Source organism: Pseudomonas sp. Irchel 3H9 (genome assembly GCF_900187495.1).
In the GTDB taxonomy this organism is placed as follows: domain Bacteria; phylum Pseudomonadota; class Gammaproteobacteria; order Pseudomonadales; family Pseudomonadaceae; genus Aquipseudomonas; species Aquipseudomonas sivasensis.
The window spans coordinates 1,051,310-1,074,009 of sequence record NZ_FYDK01000002.1; the positions used below are offsets into that span (position 1 = coordinate 1,051,310).

17 protein-coding genes are annotated in these 22,700 nt (G+C 61.2%); 7 read left to right on the forward strand and 10 right to left on the reverse strand.

Annotated elements, in window-relative coordinates; genetic code table 11:
• Positions 1–197 precede the first annotated feature (197 nt).
• Positions 198–1,430, forward strand: coding sequence for a 3-(3-hydroxy-phenyl)propionate transporter MhpT (gene mhpT, locus CKW32_RS10710; protein ID WP_032891349.1), 1,233 nt, complete (start codon positions 198–200; stop codon positions 1,428–1,430).
• On the opposite strand, the gene CKW32_RS10715 is transcribed toward mhpT, so the two are convergent.
• The 3 genes from CKW32_RS10715 to CKW32_RS10725 all read right to left on the reverse strand — a co-directional run bounded on the left by CKW32_RS10715 (position 1,408) and on the right by CKW32_RS10725 (position 4,724).
• The gene (locus CKW32_RS10715) at positions 1,408–2,355 is read right to left on the reverse strand and encodes a transporter (protein WP_095184860.1); all 948 of its coding nucleotides are present in this window, start codon (positions 2,353–2,355) and stop codon (positions 1,408–1,410) included. The two genes, mhpT and CKW32_RS10715, sit on opposite strands and share 23 nt — an antisense overlap.
• Positions 2,356–2,436: 81 nt before the next feature.
• Positions 2,437–3,204, reverse strand: coding sequence for a coniferyl-alcohol dehydrogenase (locus CKW32_RS10720; RefSeq protein ID WP_095184861.1), 768 nt, complete (start codon positions 3,202–3,204; stop codon positions 2,437–2,439).
• Positions 3,205–3,248: 44 nt separating this feature from the next.
• Complete coding sequence (locus tag CKW32_RS10725) at positions 3,249–4,724, reverse strand: benzaldehyde dehydrogenase (protein WP_095184862.1); 1,476 nt, start codon at positions 4,722–4,724, stop codon at positions 3,249–3,251.
• Positions 4,725–4,993: 269 nt separating this feature from the next.
• Here CKW32_RS10725 and CKW32_RS10730 point away from each other — a divergent pair, with 269 nt between their 5' ends.
• Positions 4,994–6,736 (forward strand): sigma-54-dependent Fis family transcriptional regulator, encoded by a 1,743-nt coding sequence (locus CKW32_RS10730; RefSeq protein WP_032891343.1) that lies wholly within the window; start codon positions 4,994–4,996, stop codon positions 6,734–6,736.
• A gap of 95 nt (positions 6,737–6,831) precedes the next feature.
• A complete protein-coding gene (locus tag CKW32_RS10735) occupies positions 6,832–7,443 on the forward strand; it encodes a TetR/AcrR family transcriptional regulator (protein WP_032891341.1) in 612 nt (203 codons plus the stop codon).
• Between the two features lie 726 nt (positions 7,444–8,169).
• Here the strand turns inward: CKW32_RS10735 and CKW32_RS10745 are convergent.
• From CKW32_RS10745 to feaR, 7 genes are all read right to left on the reverse strand, one after another.
• On the reverse strand, positions 8,170–8,658 hold the full coding sequence (locus CKW32_RS10745; protein ID WP_032891339.1) for a DUF3237 domain-containing protein: 489 nt from the start codon (positions 8,656–8,658) through the stop codon (positions 8,170–8,172).
• Positions 8,659–8,702: 44 nt separating this feature from the next.
• Entirely contained in the window at positions 8,703–9,806 is a 1,104-nt protein-coding gene (locus CKW32_RS10750; protein ID WP_095184863.1) for a polyamine ABC transporter substrate-binding protein, read from the reverse strand.
• A 39-nt stretch (positions 9,807–9,845) separates the two neighbouring features.
• Positions 9,846–11,183, reverse strand: a complete 1,338-nt coding sequence (locus CKW32_RS10755) for a hypothetical protein (protein WP_032891335.1) — start codon at positions 11,181–11,183, stop codon at positions 9,846–9,848.
• A 117-nt stretch (positions 11,184–11,300) separates the two neighbouring features.
• Positions 11,301–12,563 carry a serine hydrolase gene (locus CKW32_RS10760; RefSeq protein WP_095184864.1) on the reverse strand — a complete coding sequence of 421 codons (1,263 nt, stop codon included), beginning with the start codon at positions 12,561–12,563 and terminating at the stop codon, positions 11,301–11,303.
• Between the two features lie 133 nt (positions 12,564–12,696).
• Positions 12,697–13,551, reverse strand: coding sequence for a transporter (locus CKW32_RS10765; RefSeq protein WP_095184865.1), 855 nt, complete (start codon positions 13,549–13,551; stop codon positions 12,697–12,699).
• 87 nt (positions 13,552–13,638) lie between these two features.
• On the reverse strand, positions 13,639–15,753 hold the full coding sequence (locus CKW32_RS10770; protein ID WP_095184866.1) for a PQQ-dependent dehydrogenase, methanol/ethanol family: 2,115 nt from the start codon (positions 15,751–15,753) through the stop codon (positions 13,639–13,641).
• A gap of 130 nt (positions 15,754–15,883) precedes the next feature.
• Entirely contained in the window at positions 15,884–16,825 is a 942-nt protein-coding gene (feaR, locus tag CKW32_RS10775) for a transcriptional regulator FeaR (RefSeq protein ID WP_095184867.1), read from the reverse strand.
• A 196-nt stretch (positions 16,826–17,021) separates the two neighbouring features.
• Between feaR and CKW32_RS10780 the strand changes: the two genes are divergently transcribed.
• From CKW32_RS10780 to CKW32_RS10795, 4 genes are all read left to right on the forward strand, one after another.
• Positions 17,022–17,438 (forward strand): VOC family protein, encoded by a 417-nt coding sequence (locus tag CKW32_RS10780; RefSeq protein WP_032891323.1) that lies wholly within the window; start codon positions 17,022–17,024, stop codon positions 17,436–17,438.
• Between the two features lie 223 nt (positions 17,439–17,661).
• Complete coding sequence (locus CKW32_RS10785; protein ID WP_095184868.1) at positions 17,662–20,094, forward strand: TonB-dependent siderophore receptor; 2,433 nt, start codon at positions 17,662–17,664, stop codon at positions 20,092–20,094.
• 44 nt (positions 20,095–20,138) lie between these two features.
• A complete protein-coding gene (locus tag CKW32_RS10790; RefSeq protein WP_095185028.1) occupies positions 20,139–21,752 on the forward strand; it encodes an ABC transporter substrate-binding protein in 1,614 nt (537 codons plus the stop codon).
• On the forward strand, positions 21,749–22,699 hold the full coding sequence (locus tag CKW32_RS10795) for an ABC transporter permease (protein ID WP_032891316.1): 951 nt from the start codon (positions 21,749–21,751) through the stop codon (positions 22,697–22,699). The genes CKW32_RS10790 and CKW32_RS10795 overlap by 4 nt, the downstream gene beginning before the upstream one ends.
• The last annotated feature ends 1 nt before the right edge of the window (position 22,700 follow it).

The following is a 22,700-nucleotide window of genomic DNA, read 5'->3' on the forward strand; positions in this document are numbered from 1 at the left end:
GATAATCGAACATTAATAAACCTATCTATTTTCATATTTTCGACTGACGTTAATCTCAAACACCTGCGTTAGACGGCTTGCGTCATGATTTTAGGCTGGGGCCCGGCACCCTTCTTTTTATAGTTATATTTGTTATCTTAATTTCCAGCAGCCGGTCAGGCTCGCCACCACAACAAAAACAACAACGAGGTTTGCCCATGAACAGTTCATCGCGTCGTTCGACGCTGACGATCGCTTTGTGTTTTATCGTTGCGCTGATCGAGGGTTTCGATCTACAGGCGGCCGGCACCACCGCTGCCGGGCTGCGCAACAGTTTTGCCCTTGACCCGAAAATGCTCGGCTGGGTATTCAGTGTCGGGATCATCGGCCTGCTGCCGGGAGCGTTTTTTGGCGGATGGATCGCCGACCGTATCGGCCGCAAGAAAATCCTGGTGATCGCAGTGCTGCTGTTTGGGCTGTTCTCCTTGAGCACGGCATTTGTACAGAGCTATTCAAGCCTGTTGCTGGTGCGTTTTCTCACCGGCCTGGGCCTGGGCGCCGCGTTGCCCAACCTGATTGCGCTGTGTGCCGAAGCGGTGAGCGAGCGCAATCGCGGCACCGCCATCAGTGTCATGTACTGCGGTGTACCGCTGGGGGGTGCATTGGCCGCCGTGGTGGCGATGTTTTCCAGTGAACACTGGCAGACCACCTTTATCATCGGCGGCCTGGCGCCGCTGCTGGCCGTGCCATTGATGATCCTGCTGCTGCCCGAATCCAACGTCTTTCGCCAACAGGTCGACCACACGCCAGGCGCCCGCCCATCCACGGGCCAGGCGCTGTTCGGCGAGGGTCGCGCCCGCACCACCCTGGCGCTGTGGCTTAGTTACTTCTTCACCCTGACCGTGATGTACATGTTGCTTAACTGGCTGCCTTCACTGTTGCTGGAACAGGGTTTCAGCAAACCCCAGGCGGGCATGGTGCAGATGCTCTTCAATATCGGCGGCGCCCTCGGTTCACTGCTCGGTGGCGTGCTGCTGGACCGTTGCAACGCGCTCAAAGTGGTGCTGTTTGTGTACGCCGGGTTGCTGGCGGCGTTGGCCGGTGTCGGCCTGTCGGTGGGCATCGTGCCCATGGCCGTCGCGGGTTTCGCTGCCGGGTTGTTCGTGATGGCTGCGCAATTGGTGCTGTATGCCAGCGCCCCGCCCTCCTACCCCACGGCAGTGCGCGCCACCGGCGTGGGTGCGGCCGTGGCCATCGGCCGTCTGGGCTCGGTGGCCGGGCCACTGGCGGCCGGGCAACTCCTTGCGGCAGGCGCCGGTACCGCCGGCGTGCTGCTGGCTACCTCCCCCGGCGTGGTGATCGCCGCACTGACCATCATCAGCGTGATGGTGCGTGCGGCGCCACTGAACCTGCCCGGCACCTCCACGTCTAGAACTGGTGCAGCCAGTTAAGCACCAGCTTATTGCCCTGGGTGCGGTTCTGCGCCTCCTGCTCAAAGTACGCGTTCACCGACAGGACATTCTCCTTGTTGAACGCGTACACCAGGCCCGGGCCAATGGCCCAGACCTTTTCCCGCCGACCACTCACCGCATGCCCCTCTACCTCGGTGTCGGTGATCTGCTTCAACCAATAGCCATTCAAGCCCACGCTCAACTGCTGGTCGATTGCGTACTGCAACGTCAGGTTGGCATGCAACGCCTGCCCCGCCTGGGTGTCGGAGACATCGCCAAAACTGGCCGATGGTTGGTCATTCTTGCCATTCCACAGGTACATGAAGCGCCCGCTCGCCGACCACTTCGGGTTGAACCAGTAGGTCGCCGCGTAATACGGGTTGAATGACCAGAAGTTGCTGCCAGGGTTGATCGAGCGCTTGCGATCGTAGGCACCTACCGGGATCGCCACATCGAACTCGACCCGCTGGGTCAACAGCGGGCTGCCATCGGCGCGGTTCAGGGTCGGCAGTTGCAGGAAGGGGCCGACGACCACGTCGCCAAAGCCAGCCCGCGAACTCAGTGCCGCGTTATTCAAACCATCGTCCACATCCACATGGGCCAGGGACGTGTTGATCACGGTGAATCCGGGCATCGCACCATTGGCCAGGGGTTGGCCGACGTAGATGATTTGCGTGGTCGGCGCCACCACTTCCACGTCCTGCTTGGGCAGCGCCAGCTTGTTGCCGTTGGCGTCATTGAAGCGGCTGGCGCGCGAGTACGTCAGGTATTCCTCCAGGTACCAACCGGGTCCGGCAGGCGCTGGCGAGCCATCGTAGAAACTGGTGCTGCCCAGGTTGAGTCCGGGCAGGTCGTAAGCGTGTGCAGTCGATGACAGTGCGACAAATGTTGAGGCCGCAACGGTCCGCAAGATTGGCTTGAGCATCTTGTATGTCCTGTATTTTTGTTGTTGTTCAAGACCCCCGGCGCGGTGGATCCGCCCCGGGGTTTAACGCGGCTGCAGCGCCTACACGTAGGTGGCCGCCAACCCGCCGTCCACCGGCAGATTGACTCCATTGACCCATCGCGCAGCGTCCGAACAGAGGAAGGCGATCACCGACGCCACCTCATCGGCCAGGGCGGGACGCGTCATGCGCTGGCTGTCCTGGGCCACCCGCTCCGGGCCGAGCATGCTGACGAAATCCCCCAGAATCGGGGTGAACACCGGCCCCGGCGCGACGCAGTTGATGCGTACCGAATGATCGCGAAACCATCCTTGGGATTGCTGCAGGCTCCAGACGATCAGCGCCTCTTTGAAATACTGATAACAGGTGCCCTGCTCCACCGGATTGGCGGCCAGCCACTGCTGCCCGGCCCTGAAACTTTCGGTCGCCGCCAGCGCCTTGTGCAGCGCCAACCGCTGCGGCCACTGCGCACCGAGTACCGAAGCGACATTGACGATGCTGCCGCCCGCCGGCATGCGCGGCAGCAGCGCTTGAGTCAGATGGCGCAGGCCCAGGTAATTGACCTCGGCCACCGTTTGCATCGGCGCCGTACCGGGCACGCCGGCAATGTTGCACAGGGCATCGACCTGCTGCGGCAGGCGCGCCACCAGCGCATCGATGCTGGTGGGATCGCTCAAGTCGGCATGGAAAAAGCCATCAAGCGTCAACTGCGGTTCATGGCGATCGACGCCGATCACCGTGGCGCCCTGGAAGCGCGCCAATCGCGCGACTTCCGCACCAATGCCCGACGCCACGCCGGTCACGATCAAGGTTTTGCGGTACAGGTTCATGGTCAAGCCCTCTTATTGTTGTATAGGCATGCGCGAGCCGGGGCTCAGAAGGGATAGGTCGGCGGCGTGTTTTTTACGGTGACCCATTGCCACTGGGTGTACTCGTCCCAGTCGGCCGGCCCACCCACACTGCCGCCATTGCCCGAGGCGCCGCGCCCGCCGAAGGGGTTGATGCATTCGTCCGCCACGGTCTGGTCGTTGATGTGCAGCAGGCCGCAATCAAGTCGTTCGCCAATGGCCATGGCGCGCCCCACCGAGGGTGAAATGATCGCCGCCGAAAGCCCGTACTCGGTGCGGTTGGCCAATTCGATGGCCTCCTCGTCCGTGGCAAAACTGACCACCGTGGCCACTGGGCCGAACACTTCGTCCTCAAAGGCGCGCATGCCCGGACGTACGCCACTGAGCACGGTGGGCTGGTAGAACAACCGGTCGTATTCGCCGCCCGCTTCCAACCGCGCGCCGGCTTGCAGGCTGTCGCTGACTATCTCGTGCACGCGCTGCAATTGGCGTTGATTGATCAATGGGCCGAGCGCGGCCTCACCCCGGGCGGCATTGCCCACGGTGAGCGCCCGGGCCTTGTCCACCAACTTGCGCGTCAGGCTGGCGGCGATGGATTCATGGACCAGAATCAACCCGGTCGCCATGCAGATTTGCCCTTGATGCAGCCAGGCACCCCAGGCGGCATTGCTTGCGGCCAGGTCGAGGTTGGCGTCTTCGAGAATAATCAATGGGTTCTTGCCGCCCAGTTCCAGCGCGACTTTTTTCAGGTGCCGACCGGCCACCTCGGCGACTTTGCGCCCCGCCGCCGTGGAGCCCGTAAACGCGATCATCCGCACATTGGGGTCGCGGCACAGCGCCTCACCGGCCGCCGCGTCGCCGGGCAACACGTGCAGCAGGCCCTTGGGCAAGCCTGCTTCTTCGAAGAGTCGGGCAATGAGAAAACCACCGCTGACCGGCGTCTGCGGGTCAGGCTTGAGCACCACCGCATTGCCCGCCGCCAAGGCCGGCGCCACCGAGCGCAGTGACAGTATCAGCGGGAAATTGAACGGTGAAATTACCCCAACCACGCCATGGGGCTGGCGCCGAGCATAGGACAATCGCCCCGCCGCACTGGGCAGCACGACTCCGTGGGGTTGAGACAACAAGCCCGCCGCCTGATGCAGCAGCACAATCGCCTCGCGCACTTCGTGTTCGCCCTTGAACAACGCGCCCCCGGTTTCCCGCGCGACGTACAGCGCCAGTTCGGCGAAAGACTGCTCGGCGACGTCGGCCGCCTTGCGAAACACCTCGGCGCGCTCCCGTGGACCGAGTGCGGCCCACGCCGGTTGGGCCAGGGCCGCGCTGCGACTGGCCAGGGCGACATCGGCCGGGCTGGCCATGGCGCAGCGCAGCAGCGGCTCGCCGGTGGCGGGTTCGATCACGGGGCTCACGGATCCCGAAGCGGGTATCCAATCGCCGTTAAACAGGCATTCGGACTCAAGGGCCCGCTGTAGCAGGTGGGTGGTTTCAGACACTGACATGGCAACTCCCGGTTCTTGTAATTGTCATCGCCTGCACAAGTGCAAACGCCGCATTTGGCCTTGAGCAAAGGCTGTGCCGCTTGCACGTGCTGACGCAGACATAAACCGCCGAGGGCTCTGGAACGGGGCCTGACACGTGCCGCCCGTTTACCACTCGCCCATCGGCCGCAAAAACCAGGGGCCTGGCACTTGTTCAATTGATAAGGTTATGTTTAGTAACTATCTGAGCAGTTACTCATATCGTTCATTCGCTTTGCAGGGGCATAACAATGACTAACCCCCACAGCGCGCCAGCCACCGCGCCCTATCATCCGCGCGGCGACAGTCGCCACCTCAGCGACAGCAGCTCGCCGACGCCTGCGGAACTGACCGACTGCCTGTTTTTTTCTCCCGAAGACGGGAGGATCTGGCTCAACGACCAACGCATGCTGCTGCTGCACAGTTCCTCGTTCGGCGCCCTGCGCAGGGAAGTCATCGAGCGTCTGGGGCTGGAGCAGGCGCGCGGTCTGTTCACCCGTACCGGCTATGCCTCCGGAGCGCGGGATGCCCGGCTGATCCGCGAGCGCTGGCCAAACGCTGATGCCGCTGCGGTGTTTCGTGCCGGGACGCACCTGCACACACTGGAAGGCATGACCAAGGTCGAGCCGCTGCATTTCAAGTTCGACGCCGACTCGGGCTTTTATGAAGGCGAGTTTCTCTGGCACCACTCCTGCGAGGCCGATGAGCATGTGGGCGCCTACGGCATCGGCCAGGACCCTGTGTGCTGGACGGAGACCGGCTACGCCATCGGTTTTGTCAGTGGCCTGTTCGGGCAACTGGTGATCTTTCGCGAAGTAGAGTGCCGAGGCATGGGCCACAGCAGTTGCCGGGTGATCGGCAAGACCGCTGAACAATGGGGTGATGTTGAGCAGGACTTGCGCTACCTGAACGTGTCCTCGACCGTCACCCACACCGCCGACGCCTGTGCGCGCCACAGCCCGGTAGACCGCCTTGCCAGCACCAGCGCGCCCCGACCTTTGGTGGGCGCCAGTGCCGCGTTCAACGCAGCAATGCAGGCCCTGCAACGCGTCGCGCAGACGCCCGCCACCGTGCTGATCAGCGGGGAGTCCGGCGTGGGCAAGGAAATGTTTGCGCGCCAGTTACATCAACTCAGCCGTCGCCACGACAGCCCGTTCGTGGCGCTCAATTGCGCGGCCATCCCGGACAACCTGATCGAGGCTGAACTCTTCGGGGTTGAACGCGGCGCGTACACCGGCGCCACCCACTCACGGCCCGGGCGTTTTGAACGGGCCCAGGGCGGCACGTTGTTTCTGGATGAAATCACCAGCCTCAGCCTGGCCGGGCAAAGCAAACTGCTGCGGGCGTTGCAGGAGCGCGAGATCGAACGCGTCGGAGGCATACGCGGCATCACGGTGGATGTGCGGGTAGTGGCCGCCACCAATATCGATCTGCGCAAAGCGGTGGCTGACGGCACCTTTCGCGAAGACCTGTTCTACCGGCTGAATGTCTACCCCATCGCCCTGCCGCCGTTGCGTGAACGCCGCGATGATATCCCGCTGTTGATCAACGCGTTCCTCACCCGCTTCTGCCAGGAGTACGCCCGTACACCCGTAGGCCTGACCATGCGCGCCCTGAAAGTCCTGCTGCGCTACGACTTCGCAGGGAACGTGCGCGAACTGCAAAACCTGATCGAACGCGGCCTGATCGCCAGCGACGAAGGCCAGGCCATCGACTTGGTGCACCTGTTTCGCAACGAGCCACTGCCGGCGGATCCGTACGGCCTGGACGACCATGGCAGCCTGTCAAACACCGCACCTTTGCAGCGACCAGCACTGCTGGACACCCTTGGGCAGTTGGACCAGGGGTTTTCCATCGAGGGCCTTGAATCACGCCTGATCACCGAAGCGCTGCAACAGAACGCCGGCAACCTCGCCGCCGCCGCCAGGCTCGTGGGGCTTAGCCGTGCTCAGTTTGCCTATCGGTTGAAGAAGCACCAGCGGCAACAGCCTTGAAGGGATTGCCTGAAAATGAGTGCTTTAAATGTTTTATCCAATTAAGTATTTTGCACGGGTACCGAGCCCCCTTTGAATCGTGACCAGGAGCACCCGTGACCGGACTGCGTGAACGTCAGAAAGCCGAACGCCGACAAGCCATCAGCAAGGCGGCCATCGAACTGTTTGAGCGCCAGGGTTTCCAGAACACCACCATCGAACAGATCGCCAGCCAGGCTGGCGTATCGGCGCCCACGGTGTTCAAGTATTTCGGCAACAAACAGGAAATCATCCTGGAAATCCTGCACCACGCCGATCAACGCGCGATCACCGACACTCGCCGCCTGATCCAGGAAATCGAAGATCCGGTTGACGCGCTGTGCCACCTTGAACGGCTGCTGACCGGCTACGCCCTGGAAGTCATGCACCCCAGCCTGTGGCGTGAATTGCTGCCACTGATCCTGTTCGGCGGCACCAACGAACTCCCCGCCGGCTATCGCGCGATGAACGACGCACTCAGGGCTGAGATCAGCCAACTGCTGCGCGAACTGCAACTGGCCGGCAAGCTACGCCCGCAACTGGACGTGGAAATGGCTGCGTTTTTACTGAACGATTACTCACACCTGCAACTGTTCAGACTGGTGAATCAGGAACACCCGGATATAGAAGCGCACTCCACGCAGGTCAGACGTATTACGGAGCTGGTGTTTTATGGCATGCAGGCCTGACTGAGGGGTTGCCCCCATGAGCATGGTTATCTGCACGATTCTTACAGGCTGACGCCTCACTCTGTGGTGAGCGGGCTTGTCCCGCGCTGGGGTGCGCGACGGCCTTAGAGCCGGCCGGATTTTTGTCTCGTGTCCTCAGGTAACCGTGTGGGAGGGGGCTTGCTCCCGATGGCGGTGGGTCAGTTACAGCTCTGTTGGCTGACACACCGCCATCGGGAGCAAGCCCCCTCCCACAGTTTGATCTCCATAGATCAGACAGATAGGTCTCAGTCTGCTTTTGCCCTGCTTTTGCCCTGCTTTCGCCCTGCTTTCGCCCTGCTTTTGATCCGGCCCTTACATCCTCTTCGCTGACGAAGTCAGCGGTCTTTTGATCTGCGCTTTTGATCTTGATCTCAGGCGCCCCATCAAACACGCTGGCCGAACGCAGGCTTGAATCCGTGGGTAACCCGGCAGGACGCCGGGTTAGCCGCGCTGGGCCATGGATGGCCCATCGCGGCGGCCCACGGATTCAAGCCGGAGTGAGGGCACACCGAGCCTAGGCGAGGTGCCGAGTGTTGGGGCGAAGCGTTTTTGGTTACTTTTTGCGCTCTTCAAAAAGTGACCCGCTGTAAGAGCGGAACCCATAGCCGCCGTTACCCAAATAACGGATATGTACACCGACAAACCGCCATCGCGCTCGAACTCGGTACCCCGGACAGAGCCCGCACATCACTGCACCAAACGCCCTCAGTAAAACCGATAACACCGAACCACCACCTGATCAGCACTGGGGTAATGCACCAACCCAATAAAACTCGCACGCCCAAGCCAATCCAACCGCCCCTTCGGCACCTGAAACACCGGCGTGCAGGTACACCGATACTCCGTCTCGGGAATCGGCCACTGCCCCTCACGCTCCAACTGACGCCCATACTCCGTCATGTTCAGAACCCCCCGATTACGCAGATTAATCAGCTCTCCCTGATCAGTCCTGAGGCTATAGCGAGCGTCCAGTTGACCCAGCCCATCCGGGCGCAGAACAAACAAATCCTCGCCGCCCGCCAGCACCTGACCGCGAATACCTACCCCCTCGAAATCCCCCCCCACAATCGGGTAGTTGCAGCGCAAACCGTCAACACTGTCGCCCAGCATCACCCCACGCCCTATGGCCACGCGCAACGTCAGCACGCGCTGCAAATTAGGCGCAACGTCCATCAAGTCCAAATGCTCACTCATGGCACAACTCCAAACCCGGCGCGCACGCACCGGGTCGCAGGGGATCAGCGGTTGGTCTTGATGTTGGTCCAGGTGCGCGTACGGATTCGCTCGATCGCAGGCGGAATCGGCTCCAGGGCAAACAACGTCTTACGCACTTGCTCCGGCACATACATGTTGGGGTTGTCGCGGATACTGGCGTCTACCAGTGCTGTGGCGTCCTTGTTCGGGTTGGGGTAGCCGATCTTGTTGCTGATGCGGGCAATCACTTCCGGACGCAGGATGTAATTGATGAACGCATGGGCCTCGGCCACGTCGGGGGCATTGGCCGGGATCATCATCACGTCCGACCACATCGGCGCGCCTTCCTTGGGCAAGGCCATCTCGACCTTGACGCCCTTGCCGGCGGCATCCGCCAATTGCTTGGCCAGCGCGACGCCACCGGACCAGCCCACGCCGACGCAGATATCACCGTTGGCCAGGTCCATGCCGTAGCGCGATGAGTTGAAATAGGTGATGTAGGGACGGATTTTCATCATCGCCGCCTGGGCCTGCGCATAGTCCTCGCGCTTCTGGCTGTTGGGGTCCAGGCCCTTGTAGTGCAAGGCGATGGGCACGATTTCGTTGCCTGCGTCGAGGAAACCCACGCCGCAAGTGGCGAGTTTGGCGAGGTTTTCTTCCTTGAAGATGATGTCCCAGGTGTCAATCTTTACGTCGGGCCCCAGGGCCTTGCGCACCTTATCGACGTTGTAGCCGATCAGCGTGGTGCCCCACAGGTAAGGTGCGGCGTAGCGATTGCCAGTGTCACCCACTGCTTCCAGGGACTGCATGAATTGCGGGTCCAGGTGCTCCCAGTTCGGCAACTGCTTGCGGTCCAGGGGCTGGACGGCACCGGCGGTGATCAGGTGCCCCAGGTTGGCAGTGCCGGGGAAGACCACGTCGTACCCGGAGTTGCCCGTCAGCAGCTTGGACTCCATGGTTTCGGCGCTGTCGAACACGTCATAAATCGGGCGAATACCGGTTTCTTCCTGGAAGCTCTTGAGCACTTCCGGCGGCAGGTATTCGATCCAGTTGTAGATCCGTACGGTCCGTTCTTCCGCCAGGCAAAAGCCACTGATCAGAAGGGAGGCGACAGTGCCCAGCAAGGTGTGACGCAAAAACCTGTTCATGATTAAACACTCCAGCGCGGCCACGATGGCTCGCGGCACTTAGTAGCGATAGGTGAAATACAATTCCAGCGCGCTGAACCTCTGGTCATCGCCAAAGACTTGCTTGGCAGCGGCCAGTGGCTTGACCCAGTTGTAGGACAGCGATGTATAGAACGACGGCGTGGGCGTCCAGTCGAGGAAAACCACGCTCTCATCGGCAAAACGCCGGTCACTGACCGCCGCGCCCATGTAGTTCTTCTCGTCCAGCCAGAACTGATAGTGAATCGTGCCGAGGGTCACGGTGTCGCTGAGGTGGGTCTTGAGCGAGAACTGCTGGACCTTTTCGTTGCTGTTGAACAGCAGGTAGTTACCGACCACGTCGCCGATAAGCCACGTGCTCCAGTCGACAAAGCCTTTGCTCAGCGGGTCCCAGGCTTTCTGGCGGTTGTCGGTGAGGTTGTCGTCACCGGAAAAACTCGCGTAGCGGTAGCCGATGATCGGTGTCAGCGGCAGCGTGCTGAAGGCATAGTCGGCCTGGCCATACCAAGCGTTGGCATCGTAGTCGGCACCCTCGCCGCTGCCGCGCTCAATGGCGTATTCGGCGTTCAGCGTCAGTGCCTGCACACCGGGCACCTTGGCGTTGAGCGCCCTGATGTTGTAGACCTGCATCCCGTCACGAAGACGCGGGAATGTGCTGCCTCTGGGCCCCAGGGCATGGACCTTCATGGCCATCGCCCCCAGGGTCACCTGGTCATCGACGTTGTAATCGAGGTTGACGCCAGTCATGCGGAAGTCGCCCAAATCGTCATCGGTGCGCAAGGTGAATGCCTGGGATTTGAGTGCGCCATGGTTCCAGGCCAGGACCGCCGAATCCTTGAACGCGGTTCGAGGGCCCAGCCAGTAGGCGGCGTCTTTGTACTGGTCGAGGTTGCCGTCCATGACGATGAACCCGGTGCCGATCATGTAGTTCTGGCGGCCCGCGGTGAAGGTCCACTCGCCGGCCCGAAAACCAGCGTAGAGCTCTTCAAACGCGGCTTTACCGTCGGAGCTGCGGGTGAAGCCGCCCGCATCGCCATCGCCGAACGTGCTGGCAGCCACCAGGGAGCCGCCCGCCAGCAGGCTGAAATCGGGCTGCAGCGCGTAGTCGAGTTTGACGCCGGGCTTGATGTAGAGCTCTTGCCAGTTGATGTTCGCGCCGCCGTTTTTACCGCTGCGTGCATCAACCTGGCCACTGCCAAAGTTAACGCCACGGGTAAACAGCGTCCCACCACCCGCCGTGAAGTTGACTTCGCCCTTGAGATTGCCGTCCTCAAAGGTGTAGCCCGCCAACGCGACGTGGGTGGTCAGGGGTAAGCCGACCGCTAAGAGCGCTCGTGAGAAACGCTTGGTGAAAACCATAAGAAGCTCCTGTGGAATTATTGTTGTTACAGGGCAGTCAATGGCGACGCAGCGCGCCGCCAACACCTGGCCGGGGCCAGGTGAATAGAACGCAAGACTCTTATTGTTGGGCGTGTGTCAGGGATTCAGGTGGGCCGCAATGGCACGCAGCATCCGCACGCTGTCGGCATCGAACGGGCCGACCGCTTCCGTCAGGGACGATTGCTTGACGATCACTACGCCGGACGGCTTGTCGATGAACAGGTACTGGCCGTGAATTCCGCCGGCCATCAGTGCCTGGCTGTGATCGTTGAACACGTACCACTGGCTGCGATAGGACGCACCCGGCGTCCAGCTGGAAAACTCGTCATTTTGCGCGTAGATCGCCGGATCGGAACCGGCAGCTATCCGGGCGACGGTCGCAGGGGACAGCAGTTCAAGCCCTTCGTGGCGTCCATTGTTGGCCAGCAGCCGACCGAAGCGCGCCATGTCCCTCAAGGTGGCGCTGAAGCCTGCGCCCGCCACATTGCGTCCCCAGGCGTCGGCCATGAAGTAGCCGTCACGGTCGCAACCCAGACGCTCCCAAATCGTCTCCAGCATCTGACTGCAAGCCTTGCCCGACGCACGTTCCATAACCCATGCCAAGGCTTCGGTGGTCGCGGTCACATAATGGAAAAATCCGCCATGGCTGCCGCGTTTCTTGAGGGATGGCAAGTACTGGTACAGGGATGCGAATTGCGCGTAAGCCGCCGGAGCCGGTTGAAAGCCGCAGGCATAACCGTACTGCGAACTCTCTGAGTTGGGATCGTCGTAGACCTCGCTGTAGTCGATGCCCACCGCCATGTCGAACAACTGGCGCACCGTGGCATCGCCAAACGCACTACCGGCCAGCTCGGGGACGTAATACGCAGCGAGCAACTCAGGTCTGAGCACGCCCTCGGTGACCAGTTGCTCACCCAACGTGCCAATCAACGACTTGGTCACCGAGAACATGATGTGTCGATCATCGGCGCGCTGTCCGTTGAAGTAACGCTCGAACAACACCGTATCGCCCTGCATCACCAGGAAGCCGTCGGTCTGGCTGGCCACAAGGTGATCGATAACGCTGATGCTCAGCCCGCATTCGCTGTTGAAATACAGCGAATCCAAGGCTGTCGGGGCAACCTTGAGCGGGCTGGCAGGTGCTGCGCCCGCCTGCACGTCGATGGTGGGACGCAGTCGTGCGAGGTTGCGAAACCCCCATTGACTGAAGGGCGAACGCATCCAGTTGTCCCACGTAACGCGGCGTTCGGGCTCTGACGGGAAGCCCTGCATGAGTAAAGGTGCGAGGCGAGGCTTGGACAACGCCTCGTCAGTCTGGACATACAGGCTGGCCAATGACGGCGTGATTTTCTGACCCATGGTGTAACCCTGGAAATGACTCTGCATGCGAGCAGATGCGAAGCAATAATTAACCGGCAAATATTCTTTAGTCAATAAAAGATTTAACCTATCAAAATCTTTTCCAGGCCAGGGGCCGCCGATCACCTTGCCGTCAGTAGAAGTACGCCACGCGAAACTGCAGCGAATTATCGATCTTCACGCCCTCGCGCACCGAGGTGTCATGCATGAGCTGCCCCATCACCTGCACTTGCTTGCCCAGCATCGTGGCGACAGTGAAACCGAGCGTGCCGTTACTGCGGCTGGTGGCGAGGGTTTCATGGTCAAGCGTCTGGCGCGCGCCCCAGTTATGTCGATACGAAATCGCGGCGTAAGTGTCCGGGGTGAAGTTGTAGCGTAAATGGTTGTGCAACTGGAATAGAGGCGCTTTTTCGGCGTCGGTGGCGCGCTGCTTGTCGTAGAACTCCGTTTCGGCGATCACGTCCCAGGTGATTTTATCGGTGAGTCCCTTGATGTAGCCGACTTGAAAGTCCAAGGCCCAGCGGTTATCGCTCAACGCAAACCCCTGGTTTTTATCGCTGCCGGTGGGTGCCGTGACGAACACCGACCAGCCCAGGTGTTCATTTCTGGCAAGGTCTGCGATGGTCCATACCGTTCCACCGAAGGTGATATCCCCCAGCCCAGAGTTTTTGCTGTCGGTGGCGCCGATCTTCTGATAACCGAAGGGGATCACAATCTGTGGATCCCAGGTCAAGCCTGTGTTGAAGAACTCGGTGAAGTGGATCAATCGCAACACGCCGACAGTCAGGTCGAGGTCGAGGTTGTCGGCGACTTTCTTGCCGCCGGAATACACCTTGTCCCCTCGCGGATTCTGCTGGTACAGCACCACCACATCGGTGCCTTGGGGCAGCGCGGTGTAGTCGCCGGGGTCGGGTTTGACATCGGCCTGGGCCAAGGGCGCCAGACTGGCAAACAATGCGCTGAACGTCAGAGTGCTAAGTATTTTCATGGCGGGTCCCGTTATTTTTATTGGAGGCAGAGCTTCGCCATGACGACTCCGTGGGGAGTCGCCAGGCTTAGGTGAAACGGATTGGAATCAGTGCGCGGTGGTGTGTCCGCCAGCCTTGAGATCGGCTTGCAGATCCTGGGTCCGCTTGACGAGGTATTGACGGATCAATTCCATGTCTTCGCGCTGAAGGATGTCGGAAAAATTCGGCATCCCTCCATTGATCAGCGCCCCGCTGAGAAAGGCGGGAAACGCCGCGTGCTTGTTGTCATCCAGGTAACGCAGGTCTGGCACCACACCGCCGCTGATAGCATTGAGGCCATGGCAACCGGCACACAATCCATTGAACAGACCGCGCGCCTGGGTCAGTTGCTCGGGGGTTGCAGTGAGTGCCTGATGGGTCGTCGGCATGACGGGTGCAGCTTTCGGCGCAGGCAACTCCCCGTGCGCACCCAGCTTGAAGGCGATCACCCGCGACTCTGCTCGCACCTTGCCTTTGTTGGTCAATGGGCCGGTCAGCAAAGGAATGATGCCGCCCCACCCCACAGAGAACGCCACATATTGCTCGCCATTGACGGTGTAGGTGACGGGCCCGGCCATTACTCCTGAATTGGCTCGATGCTCCCATAGCGGCTTGCCGGTGTCGGCGCGGTAGGCGACGACGCGCCCATCGGCGGTGCCCTGGAACACCAGGTTACCCGCCGTGGCCAACGTGCCGCCGTTGCCGGCGCTGATGTACGGTTGCTTCCAGGCGGCTTTCTGTTTTACCGGGTCCCAGGCGATCAGTTCGCCGCTCCAGGCGTCGCGGATTTTATTCAGGATTTTCGGGTCCTCAGGCAGGTCCGGCACATCCAGGCCGAAGTTCACCACGGACTTGTTCGATAAGAACATCGGCGCCTTGGCCGCTTTCAGTTCGGCCAGGGTGTATTGGGCCGGGATGTAGACGTAACCGGTCTTGGGGCTGAACGACATCGGGTGCCAGTTGTGCCCGCCGAGGAAACTCGGCTGCACCACTTTCGGCTCCTTGGAATAGTCGGCCGCGCCGGTGAGGATCGGACGCCCGGTTTTCAGGTCGATACCGCTGGCCCAGTTGACCGGGACGAAATTCTTCGCCGAGAGCAATTGCCCGTTGGTGCGATCGAGGACATAGAAAAACCCGTTCTTCGGCGCCTGCATGATCACTTTGCGCAGGCTGCCGTCGATCTTGATATCGGCCAGGATCATGTGTTGGGTCGCCGTGAAATCCCACTGGTCCTGCGGCGTGATCTGGTAGTGCCACACGTATTCGCCGGTGTCTGGGCGCAGTGCCAGAATCGACGACACGTACAGGTTGTCACCTTTGCCATTGGTGCGGAACTGGTAGTTCCAGGGTGAACCATTGCCGGTGCCCACATAGAGAAGATCAAGCTGCGGATCGTAGGCCATGGAGTCCCAGACCGTGCCGCCACCGCCCCACTTCACCCAGCCGTCGCCGTCCCAGGTTTTCATGGCCTTGGCCATGGCGGGGTTTTCCGCTGGCAGCTTGGGGTCACCCGGCACCGTATAGAAGCGCCACACCTGTTTACCGGTGTCGGCATCGTAGGCCGTAACGTAACCGCGCACGCCGAACTCGGCGCCGCCATTGCCGATCAGCACCTTGCCCTTGACGATGCGGGGCGCGCCGGTAATCGAATAGCTTTTTGTGCGATCGATAATGGTATCGACGCTCCACACCGGCTGACCATTAGCCGCATCCAGGGCGATCAAGCGTCCATCGAAACTGCCCACATAGACTTTGCCCTGCCACACCGCAACGCCCCGGTTGACCGGCCCACAACACCCCTGGCTAAGGTTTTCGGCGGGCACTTTCGGGTCGTATTTCCACAGCAACTCACCGGTGGCGGCATTGATGGCATACACGATGCTGAAGGCGCCGGTGGTGTACATCACACCATCGACCACCAGCGGCGTGGCCTCGGTGCCGCTGTCGATATCCAGCTTGGTCGTCCACGCCAAGCCCAGCTGTGCGACGTTGCCGGCATTGACGCTGTCCAGTGGGCTGTAACGCTGCTCGTCATAGGTGCGACCGTGGCTCATCCAATTGCCGGGCTCCTGGTCGGCCGCGATGATTCGCTGGCCATCGACCTGCGCCGGGCCCGCCCACACAACAGAGCAGAACGTAGCCATCAGTAAGGGAATGCCTGGCAACAGGCTGCGTGATCTCATTATTATTTTTCTCCAGCGATAAGCGGCTCGGTGTCACCCCCAGCCCAGGCAAGCTTATTAGAGGACTTGGCGCGCTGCTCGACTTGACTGACGCTGCCAAAGCGCTTGGCATTCTCTGCCAGGCGCGCACTTACGTAGCGTGCTGGCGAAAATCCCGAGGGGCGTGCTGAAAATGACGCTTGAACGCGCGGCTGAAATGCGCGGCGTCGACAAAACCCCATTTAAAGGCGATCTGAGTGATGGATTCATGGCGCAGATCCTGGCAGCGCAGATCCTGGGCCACCCGCTCCAGGCGGCGCTGCTGAATGTAGCGAGAGATGCTTTCGTGGCGCTGCTCGAACAACCGATAGAGCTGGCGGACAGAGACGTTCAACTGCCGCGCCAGATAGTCAGGGCCCAACTCAGCCTCTTGCAGGGAAGACTCAACCAGGCGGGTGGCCAAGCCGTACAGATCATCATGACCCACGCAGGCAAAGGCGGGCTGCCCGTCGGTGCGTTCATCCAGGCCAGCGACAGCCAACCGGATTAATGCATGTTCCAGCGCGGGCCCATCGCTCCTGCCGCCGGAGTCACCGCTCAACGCAACGTCACCCAACGAACGCACCAGAGCGCGAATCATGTGAGTGGCGACACTGTTGCGCGCGAGCTTGCCAAACAGCGGTTGCTGGCCAAGCTGATGGCTGACTTCCTGGCGTGACAGGTGAATCGAGATATTCTGCACCAGCCCTCGCGGCTCTATGTCGAAGGCCTGGGCCGAGTCCACCAGGGCGATGTCTTCAGGCCCTAACTCAATCACCTGATTTTGCCCGCGGATGCGCTGGTGGCCGCTGCTCTGAAGAATGAGAAAACAGTGACGATCGTCATCGCCGTCACCCGAGGTGCGATGGCGGCTGATCAATCCTGCATTGGTGCGGATATGGGCCAACTCCAGGCCGCACACATCCTGAGCGTGGACGCTGCCGATAAACAGCGTGTGCTGTTCGGACAGGGCTGTGCTGAAATTACCGCACACCGCACGCAAGTCGCGGTTCCAGTTGGCGAACGCCTCACGAGTGCTCAACAAGGCAGGCATATCCTCGCTCCCACAGGTTATTTATAGTTATACCGTTAACATATTATCTATTTTTTCCGGGTGCAAGCGGGCTGGGCTTGATGTGGGTGAGCAACCGGCCGCTCCAAGACCGTCGCGCTATTGCTTTTGACCTCAAATCACCCGTCACACACACTGCCCGGGTACTAAAATCAAGGCTCAAACAGGAGTGGTGGTTATGCGCAATTTTTCAATTCAACGCCTCGACCATGTGGTTCTGCGGGTGCAGGACATCGAGCGCAGCCTGGCTTTCTATACCTCGGTGCTGGGATGTGAGGTCAAAAAGCGCCGGGAAGACCTGGGCCTGATTCACCTGAGCGCTGGGGCATCCATGATCGACTTGGTGGACGTGAATGGCTCCATCGGACGCCAAGGCGGGAAGCCGGCGGGCAAGCAAGGGCACAACGTCGATCACGTTTGCCTGCGGGTCGAGCCGTTCGATGAGCAGGCCATTCTCGGCCACTTGGCTGACGCGGGAATATCCGCTGAAAAAGCCGAGATGCGCTATGGCGCAGAGGGCACAGGCTGGTCTCTCTATTTCAATGACCCGGACGGTAATCAAATCGAGTTGAAGGGCCCGGCTGTGCAGCCTTGATGCAGGCTCGGCCCCGCCGCCCCCGTGACACAACATCATAAAAATAGATGATCTTAAAAAACCACATAATGACAATATCTAATAATTAGCTTATTCCAAAAAAGACTTTCCCTCGGGTTTTTTATAGGAATATCTTCACTTCACAGACCGACCCCATACCTGGCGGAGGACGTACCCCCGACCACCAGGAGCCTGCTATCAGGCTAAATGGACCGATCTCGACATGCCAGACCTCACCTCCCCGCTGCCCCTCAAGAACTTTCACCTGTCACTGCTGACCAGCTCCCTGCTGCTCGCCACTGCGCCCTCCTTCGCCGAAGCCGCGACGGAAGACGCCCAACTCGGCACCGTCACCGTGATCTCCACCGGCCTGCGTGGCCAGGAGCGCACCGTGGCCGACAGCCCGGCGCCGATCGATGTGATCAACAGCGAGCAACTGCTCAAGACCGGTCGCGCCGAGTTGTCCGAAGCGATTGCCAAATTGCTGCCGTCGTTCAACTTCGGCACCAATATCGCCGGCTACAACTCGGTGACTCGCCCACTGAGTAACCGCAGCCTCGGCCCGGCCTACACGCTGGTGCTGGTCAACGGCAAACGTCGCCACAACGGCGCCACCGGTCAGCGCGGGTCCATCGACAACAGCGGCGCGAATGCGGTGGATATCGACCTGATCCCGGTCAGCTCGGTGGACCATATTGAAGTGCTCAAAGACAGCGCTGCCGCCCAGTACGGTTCCGATGCGGTGGCCGGGGTGATCAACATCATCCTCAAGACCGGCAACAGCGGCGGGCACCTGGAAACCAGTTACGGCCAGTTATTCTCCGGCCAGGGCGAAACCATCAAGGTGGCCGGCGACCAGGGTTTCAAGCTGGGCGACGGCGGCTTTTTCCACCTCTCCGCCGATGCACGCAAACGCGGCGAAGCCTCTTGGAACGACAAGGCCGACGGCAGCGTGAGGGCCTTCAACGATCCGGCCAAGGAAGCCGCCTGGGACCGTGTGGCAATCAAGAACGGCGACCCGGACCTCAAGGCCTTCAACCTCGCCTACAACGCCGAACTGCCCCTTGAAGACCTGACCCTCTACTCGTTCTCCACCTACGGCGAGCGTGATGCCGAGGCGGCCAACTACTTCCGCCTGCCCACCGGCCGCGCCGCCGTGCCCGAGGTGTTCCCGGACGGTTACTACCCCTTGAACAACATCAAGGACCGCGACTATCAATTGCTATTCGGCGGCAAGGGCCAGGCGGCCGAATGGAACTGGGACCTGAGCACCACCTACGGGCGCAACAATGTCCACCACTCCAGCGACCTCAACATCAACCCGTCCCTGGGCACCGCCTCACCGACCAAATTCGACAACCTGGCCACCTTCCGCTTTGAGCAGTGGGTCAACAACCTGGACTTCACTCGCCGCTACGACAGTTTGTTTAATCTGACTTCGCCGGTGCAGGTGTCGGCCGGCCTGGAACATCGCTGGGAACACTTCAGCACGTTCGCCGGCGACCCTGAGGCCTATATCACCGGGACCTACCCGGCGGCATCGGGCGCTCAGGCGGCGGTGACGATTCGCCCGGAAGATGAAGTCAGCCTGATCCGCAACAACTACGCCGGCTACCTGGATTTAGGCTTTGACCTGACCGAGCGCTGGTTTCTCGACGTCGCCGGGCGTGTCGAACATTACGACGACGACTCAGGCAACACCTTCGGCCTGAAAGTGAACTCGCGCTACGAACTCACCGACAGCGTGGCCGTGCGCGGCACCGTCGGCACCGGTTTCCGTGCGCCATCCCTGACCCAGATCGGCTACACCGTGGCCGACAACCGAGTCGCCGTAGACGTGAACGGCAACGTGGTGCCTGCCGTCACCCGCCTGACCCCGTCGGGCAGCAACCTGGCCAAAGCCTTGGGTGGCGATGACCTCAAGCCGGAGAAGTCACGCAACCTCGGGCTGGGCTTGACCTGGCAACCGGCACCGCGCACCAGCATCACCGCTGACGCGTACTTGATCGACATCGACGACCGTATCGCCTTGACCAGCAACATCTACGACCAAGGCAATGGCGTGATCAACGGCATCCTCACCGCCCAAGGCGTGCCATCCGGCACTTGGGTCAACTACTACACCAACGCTTTCGATACCCGCACCCGTGGCCTGGACGTGGTCGCCGACCACACCACGCCACTGGATGCCTGGGGTGATGTGCGCTGGAGCCTGGGTTTCAACTGGAACAAAACCACTATCGAAGGCAACCGCGATACCCCGAGTGCGCTGGCCAACTCCGGCGTCACCCTGGTAGGCCGCGACCGCGAAGGCGACCTGACCGAAGCATCGCCCAAGACCAAATGGATCCTGGGCGCCAACTGGAAGGTCGAGGACCTGGCAGTGAACCTGCAAACCAGCCGCTACGGCGCGGTCAAGACCTTGGCGGTCAACCCCACGGGCGACCGCAGCTTCGGCGCCAAATGGATCACCGACCTCGACGTCAGCTACACCTTCGTCGACCAGATCACCGTGAGCATCGGCGGCACCAACATCTTCGACGTGCGCCCAGACCGGCACGCCGTCTACAGCAACCTGGGCCTGGCGCCCTACGGCAACCCGCCGTTCTACCCCGGCGGCGGCTACTGGTACACCAAGCTGGCCTACGACTTCTAAGCCAATCGCCATACGAGGGCATCCCATTGAACACCTCCAACTTGATGAGCCGTCTATTGGCCCCGTGCGCCCTGGCGCTTAGCCTGGCCGCCTGCTCGCCTTCGGGCAGTGACGCCCAGGCCGGCAAGACCCTGAACATCGCCTTTTTTGGCGACAACACCACCCTGGTCAGCGTCGACCCGTTCCAGGTCTATTGGCTGGAACACCGCGTGCTGCTGCGCAATGTCGCCGAGTCCCTTACCGACCAAGACCCGGAGACCGGCAAGATCATTCCCTGGCTGGCCAAAAGCTGGGAAGTCAGTGACGACGCGCTCACCTATACCTTCCACTTGCGCGACAACGTCACCTTCAGCAACGGCGAGCGCTTCAATGCGGTGGCGGTCAAAACCTCCTTCGACAGCAACAAGGCGTTAGCCACCGAGTTGCCGGCCACCTTTGGCGCCACCTACCTAGCGGGGTTCGACCACGCCGAAGTGGTGGATGACCTGACCGTCAAACTGGTACTGGCCAAGCCCAACGCCGGCTTCCTGCAAGCCACGTCCACCACCAACCTGTCGATCCTCGCGCCGGCCTCTTACACACTCAGCGCCAAAGAGCGCTCGTTGGGCAAGATCATCGGCACCGGGCCGTTCGTGCTGGCCAGCTACACCCCGGAAGTCGGCGCGCACCTGACCAAGCGCAAGGGTTACGCCTGGGCTTCGGCGAATATGAAGAACCAGGGCGAAGCGCACCTGGATGCGGTGGACATCAGCTACATCCCCGAGGAAAGCGTGCGCAACGGCCTGTTCCTGCAAGGCAAGGCCGACATCCTGTGGCCGCGCAACCCGTTCTCCGAGGTGGACCTGAAGCTGTTCCAGTCCAAGCGCGCCACCATCCAGAGCCGTTCGCTGCCGGGGCCGGCCCTGAACCTGTATCCCAACACCCGTGATGGGCGTGCACTGAGCGACAAGCAAGTCCGCCTGGCCCTGCAAAAGGCCATCGACCGTAAGAGCTACGCCAGCACCGTCTACAACGCCGAATTTCCGGTGGTGGACGGCATCTACGACGTCACCACGCCTTATTTCAAGAGCCAGGGTGCAAAGTTGGCCTACGACCCGGCAGGCGCGGAGCAGCTGCTGGACCAGGCCGGCTGGGCCAAGGGCGCGGACGGCTACCGCCAGAAAAACGGCAAGCGCCTGAGCCTGAGCTACAACATCACCCCATCCGAAACCGCCGGTGACGTGCTGCTCCAGGACCAACTGCGCAAGGTCGGTATCGAGGTCAAACTCAACGTGGTCACCCGTGCCGAATGGGTCGCCAACAACTCGGCCGGCAACTATGACCTGACCAGCACCTACATGACCCGCGCCGACCCGATCATCCTGCAAACCATCCTCGACCCACGCACCGCCAACAGCTCGACCCTGGCCACCAACCTCTACGAACCGACGGTGCTGAACGCTGCCAAAGGCCTGTTCGATGCAGGCATCACCGCCACCCAAAGCCAACAACGCGCAGCGGCCTACGGCAACCTGCAAGACCTGCTGGTGGATGAAGGCTCGGCGTTCCCGGTGTATGAGCGCGTGTGGCAGGCCGCAACGTCGGCCAAGGTGAAAAACTTCCGCTGGACCGCCGAAGGTTTTGCGCTGCTGGGTGATATCGAGGTCGCCGCGCCATGAGTCGTTACCTGATTGGCCGGGTCGGCCAGGCGCTGCTGGTGCTTTGGGGGGCCTACAGCATCACCTACTTCATCCTCTATCTGCTGCCCGGCGACACCTTGTCGATCATGCTCAGTGCGTCCGGCATGGAAGCCGACGCGCTGTCGGTGGAAGACCTGGCCAAGGCGCGGGCCTATTACGGATTGGATAAAGGTCTGTTTGAGCAATACATCGACCTGCTGCTGGGCGCGCTGCGCGGTGACTTTGGGCAGTCATTGTCACTCAACCGCCCGGTGGCCGAGTTGCTCGCCGAGCGCCTGCCACAGACGCTGTCCCTGGCGGGGCTGGCGATTGTGCTGTCGCTGCTCGGCGGCATTGGCTTGGCGTACCTCACCGCGTATATCCGTTGGCAACCCCTGAAAAAAGCACTGGCGCGCCTGCCGTCCCTGGGCTTTTCGGTGCCGGTGTTCTGGATGGGTTTGTTGCTGATCCAGGTGTTTGCGTTTGGCCTGGGTTGGTTTCCCGCGACCGGCACCCGAGGCTTCGAAAGCTTGGTATTGCCGGCGATCACCCTGGCGATCCCAAGTGCCGCGGTGTACGCCCAAGTGCTGCAACGCAGCTTCCAGGGCGTGTGGAAAGAGGCCTATATCGTCACCGCCTACGCCAAGGGCCTGAGCCGGGGCCAGGTGCAGGCACGCCATGGGTTCAGGAATGCCGCGCTGCCCATCCTCACCCTGATCGGCCTACAGGTGGGCAATACCGTGTCCGGCGCGGTGCTGGTGGAAACCATCTTCGCCCGTTCCGGCATCGGCCGCCTGGCTCAGGAAGCCGTACTGCGCCAGGACATTCCGGTGGTGTTGGCCATCGTTGCAGTGTCGGCGGCAGCCTTCGTCCTCGTGAACCTGCTGGTGGACTTGCTGTACCCCTGGCTCGACCCGCGCATTTCCCACACGCCAAAGGTGTCCTAGA